Origin of the sequence: Paraburkholderia sp. (assembly GCF_026225065.1) — a bacterium.
In the GTDB taxonomy this organism is placed as follows: domain Bacteria; phylum Pseudomonadota; class Gammaproteobacteria; order Burkholderiales; family Burkholderiaceae; genus Paraburkholderia.
In genome coordinates, this window is sequence record NZ_JAMFSB010000163.1 from 1 (window position 1) to 4,856 (window position 4,856).

Consider the following 4,856-nt stretch of genomic DNA (forward strand, 5'->3'; position numbering starts at 1 on the left):
GGCCGTCGTCACGCTGGCTGCGTTGCCCGCCGGCGCTGCGGGCAATCGGCCGCCACCGCCGGCCGCGCCCGGCGCACCGGCCGCAACAGTAGTCGTCGCCGCAGCCGCGTTGCCGATGACATCGACGGGACTCGTCCAGATGCCGGACGGCCGGCTGCTCGCGCCTGAGTTCGCGCGCATCGTCGGACGGGGAGAGTTGGTGGTCGCGGTGCTCGGCGTCGACCAGCCGCCGTTCTTCGAAGAACGCGCCGGCCAGCTGACAGGCCTCGACATTACGCTCGCCGGCGACATCGCCAAAAAGCTCGGCGTAAAGGTGCGCTTCAATCGCGACGCGAAAACTTTCGATGACGTTGTGAGCCTTCTCGCTAAAGGCCAGGCAGATCTGGCCGTTAGTAAGTTGTCGCGGACGTTGCCGCGCGCGCAGGTGATCAGTTTCAGCACGCCTTACCTGAGCCTGAAGCGTTCGTTGCTGCTCAATCGCGTGAAATTCGCGCAGCTCGCGCATGGCCGGGGGGTGCCGGAAGTGATCCGTTCTTACGATGGCTCGATCGGCGTAGTCGCCAGTTCGTCGTACGCCAGTTATGTCATCACCAATTTTCCAAAGGCACAGGTGCACAGTTATCCGACCTGGGAGTCGGTGCTCCGCGCGCTGAACGCGGGCGAAGTAACGGCGGCTTATCGCGACGAGTTCGAGGTGAAGCGCGTGCTCAAGCTCGACCCGACCGCGTCGCTGCGGCTTCGTGTTGTCACGTTGCAGGATCTGGAAGACACGCTCGCGATCGGCGTGAACGTTTCCGAGCCGACGCTGCTCGCGTTCATCAACCAGTTCCTGGCGGAGCGCAATACCAAGTTCGATGTAAGCACGGTCCTGCAGGCCACCAACGACTGATGTGCACACCTATAAGCACACACATAAGCACCTACGCACACACGCAAGAGAGCACACCATGAATTCCAGCAGGATCTATGCATTCGTTCTGAACCCGTGGGTGGTGATCGGCAGCCTCGCGATCGGTGGCACACTTGGCCTGCTTTTGCACGTGGAAGCGCAGAAACTTGGCTTCATCGGCGACATCTATGTCGACTTGCTGAAGATGACGACCTTGCCGTTCATGATCTCGGCGGTCATCTTCAGTTTGCAGCGCCTGTTTCGCGACGGCGGCACCTCGCGCCTGCTGGTTCGGGTGGTGACGGTATTCCTGTGTGCCTCGGCGACCGTGGCGGTGGTTGGCGCGATCGTGTTGCTGGTGCTTCATCCCGGCAAGAACCTGTCGAGTGCGACGATGCAGACGTTCGGCCTGATGGTGGGCAGCGACAGCACGTCCAGCGACACCGTAATGAGCCTCTACGGCGCCGATGTCACGCAACCGTCGCTCAGTTTCTCCGACGTCCTGACGAGCCTCGTGCCGACCAACATCTTCGCGGCGCTCGCGAACGGTGACGCGCTCAAGGCGCTGGTGTTCGCGCTGCTGTTCGGTCTTGCGGTCGGACGTGTGCCCGAGCGCATTTCAGCCGGCCTCAGCCAGTCGCTGGAGACCGTCTATCACGCGTGTCAGAGATTGATGCACTGGCTCAGCTACCCGCTGCCGCTGATCCTGATTTGCATGAGCGCCGCCCAGCTCGGCAAGTCGGGCGTGGGACCGCTGCACGCGATGCTGCACTTCGTCATCGCATTTTTCGTCGCGTCCGTATTGTTGCTGCTGCTCGCGACCGCGATCATCTGGAAACGGTCGAGTCATAGTCTCGGCAAGACGCTGGACGAACTGCGCGCGCCGTTCGCACTCGCACTCGCGACCCGCAATAGCGCGGCATGCATGCCGAGCATGATCGAAAGCCTCGTCGACGGACTCGGTTTTGCCCGTTCACGCGTCGAGTTGCTGGTGCCGCTCACGATCTCGCTGCTGCGGGTCGGACCCATGGTCTATTACGTGTGCGCGACCCTCTTCATTGCCCAACTGTATGGGCACGCGCTTGGCATCGTCGAGCTCGCCACGGTGCTGCTTGCGTCGGTGCTGGCGGGTTTTGCGTCGGCGGGCATGACCGGGCTCGTCACGGTGTCGCTGGTGGGCATGACGTGCGCGTATCTGCGCCTGCCGTTCGAAGCCGCGTTCATCCTGTTCCTCGCAGTCGATCCGTTGTGCGACATGCTGCGCACGCTGATCCTCGTGATCGGCAACGCGGCCGCGGTGACGCTGATCTGTCCGCGGCCGTTGAAAATCTAGGACCATTGATGGCACTCATCGGAATTCTCGGCGGCATGGGTCCTCTCGCGACGGTCGACTTCATGGCCAAGGTCGTCCAGCTCACCGACGCCTCCTGCGATCAGCAGCATCTGCCGATGCTGGTCGCCAATCTGCCGCACGTCGCGGACCGCTCGCGCGCCATTCTCGGCGACGGCGAGGATTGTCTCGACGGTCTGCTGGAAGGGATCGATCTGCTGAACCGCAACGGCGTAGGACTCGTCACGATCCCGTGCAATTCGGCTCATCACTGGTATGCGCAGATGCTGGCGCGCAGTGACGCGCCGGTCCTGCATATCGCCGATGCCTGCGTCGCCGCGGTACCCGATTCGGTGCGGCGCGTGGCCGTGCTCGGCACCGGCGGCACGCTGGTGTCCGGCTTTTACCAAGCCGCGCTGGCCGCGCGCGGCATCGAGCCCGTGGTGCCCGACGCAGAGATGCAGCAAGAGATCGCCGCGTGTATCCATGAGGTCAAGGCTGGCGCACTCAAGCATGCCGCCGGGCATCTGGCATTGGTGCTCGACAAGCTGGCCGCACAGGACGTGCGCGTGGCGGTGATGGGCTGCACGGAAATTCCACTGGCCGCACGGCATCTGCCGGATTCACCGCTAGCATTGATCGACAGTTCCCTGGAGCTGGCGCGCGCCACGGTATCGTTCGCGGTCGCGCGCGGCTGGAACCGGCCGCAATGAAGACTTTGCAGACGCTCTCGCAAAGCACCCTGGGCTTGCTGCTGTGCCTCGCAGTGGGTGGCCTGTGCGGCGTGTTCGCCGCGCCGGCCGGCGCATTCGCGTATTTCGTCGGGGAACTGTATCTGTCGGTCGTCAACATGGCGGCCGTGCCTCTGCTGGTGGTGGCCACGTTCTTCGGGTTGCGCCAGGTGCTGGCGTTGCCGCGGCCAGCCGTGCGCACTGGCACCATCGTCGGTCTGGCTGTCGGGCTGGTCGTGCTGTGCGCGATCGGCGGCACGCTGGCCGGCGTGCTCATGATGCCGGGTCAGCATCTCTCCATTGCAGCGCACGAACAACTCGGTGGTCTCGTCCTCAAGAGTGCGAGCGATGCAGGAGAAGTGCGCGTCACATTGTTCGGCCAAGCGGCGCATGTTGCGTCGAGCGTGGCCGCCTATGGCGTGCATGATCTGTTTCCGGATAATTTCTACCGGGTGCTCGCCGAAGGCCGCTCGCTCGGCATCCTGACCGGCACGATCCTCTTCGGCATGGCGTTCGCCACGCTCTCACGCGACCAGTCGAACATGTTGAACAGCGTGTTCGAGGGCGTGTACAGGACGCTCGAAGTCATCATCGCTCATGCGAACCTGCTGATCCCTGTGCTGGCGTTCGGCATGGCCGCGCATCTCACCTCGCACACGGAGCGTGCCACGCTCAGCGCCATGGGCGGGTTCCTGCTGTGCTTCTTGCTCGTCACCTTGTTGCTTGGCGGCTTCGCACTGGCGATGATCACGGCGCGCAGCAGCCAGCCGCTGGGGCAAGTGATCAAAGGCCTGAAGGCGCCGCTGCTGGTCGGCCTGACGTCGGGAAGCGCGACGGCGCCGATCCCGCACACCATCGAGGCGATGAGCGCCGGGTTGGGGTTTAGCCGCGGTATTGTCGAACTCGTAGTGCCGTTCGGCTCAGTGTTCGTGCGGGCCGGCTCCGCACTCTACTTCGCGCTGGAGACTGTGTTCGTCGCGAATCTGTACGAGCGCCCGCTCGGTGCAGGCGATATCGCGCTGATCGCCGCCGCCGCCGCGTTGGCCTCATTCATCTCCGCCGGGCAGAACGGCGTGGCGACAGTCGGCTATACAGGCGTCGTGCTGTCGTTCCTGCATCTGCCGGTGGAAGCCGCCGGTGTGCTGTTCGTCACCATCGATCTTATTTGCGAAGGGCCGCGCAACGTGCTGAGCCTGTTATCGGTGTGCACGGTTATCGCGCTCGTATCGGCGGGATTGCCTTCCGAGCGGACCCAGTTTGCCGATGGACACCCGCATGGCGGCGCCCAGCTCGCGCAGGTGCTGCGCTTTGAGTTCACCCGCGCGCAGCTCATGCTCGCGGTAGGCTGCGTGGCCGTGGCGGCGTCGCTGATCGTATTGATGGGCATTGGAGTTGGAGCGAGATGACGAACTGGTTGATGAGCGATGGTGGGCGCCGCATGTCGCGCCGCGGCGCTCGCCTGTTGATGGCAATCGGCTGCGCGTGCGTGCTCGCGAGCTGCGGCATGCTGGGTTTGAGCGGAGAGAAAGCGTCGTGGTCGCAGGTCACGCTGACGGCCAGCGACGACATGAACAACAACAGCCCGTTGGCGGTAGACGTGGTGCTGGTGAGTGACGACACAATGCTCGCACGGATCGCCGAGTTGCCCGCTTCGAAATGGTTCGCGGGGCGCGCCGATCTGCTCAGTACGTTCCCGAAGAGCCTGCGCTATCGCAGCTGGGAGTTGGTGCCCGGCCAGCGGGTCGACCTGCCCGACGATGCGTTCAGCGGCCCGCGTGTCGTCGCGGCTTTTGTGTTTGCCAATTACCCGGACCCCGGAGCGCATCGCGTCCGGATTCAAAAGTTCAGCGGCCGCCTCGTCGTGCAGTTGGACAGCAATAGTTTTTCAGTCGCGGATACGAAATGA

General features: G+C 63.9%; 5 protein-coding genes. All 5 read left to right on the forward strand.

Annotated features, from left to right (window positions below; genetic code table 11):
* Positions 1-13: 13 nt before the first annotated feature.
* From M0954_RS12290 to M0954_RS12310, 5 genes are read left to right on the forward strand one after another with little or no spacing between them, the layout of a single operon-like run.
* Entirely contained in the window at positions 14-889 is an 876-nt protein-coding gene (locus tag M0954_RS12290) for an ABC transporter substrate-binding protein (protein WP_297353481.1), read from the forward strand.
* Between the two features lie 58 nt (positions 890-947).
* Positions 948-2,222 carry a cation:dicarboxylase symporter family transporter gene (locus M0954_RS12295; RefSeq protein ID WP_297353474.1) on the forward strand — a complete coding sequence of 425 codons (1,275 nt, stop codon included), beginning with the start codon at positions 948-950 and terminating at the stop codon, positions 2,220-2,222.
* Positions 2,223-2,230: 8 nt separating this feature from the next.
* Entirely contained in the window at positions 2,231-2,932 is a 702-nt protein-coding gene (locus tag M0954_RS12300; RefSeq protein ID WP_297353477.1) for an aspartate/glutamate racemase family protein, read from the forward strand.
* A complete protein-coding gene (locus tag M0954_RS12305) occupies positions 2,929-4,356 on the forward strand; it encodes a cation:dicarboxylase symporter family transporter (RefSeq protein ID WP_297353479.1) in 1,428 nt (475 codons plus the stop codon). The genes M0954_RS12300 and M0954_RS12305 overlap by 4 nt, the downstream gene beginning before the upstream one ends.
* A 59-nt stretch (positions 4,357-4,415) precedes the next feature.
* A complete protein-coding gene (locus M0954_RS12310) occupies positions 4,416-4,856 on the forward strand; it encodes a hypothetical protein (protein ID WP_297353483.1) in 441 nt (146 codons plus the stop codon).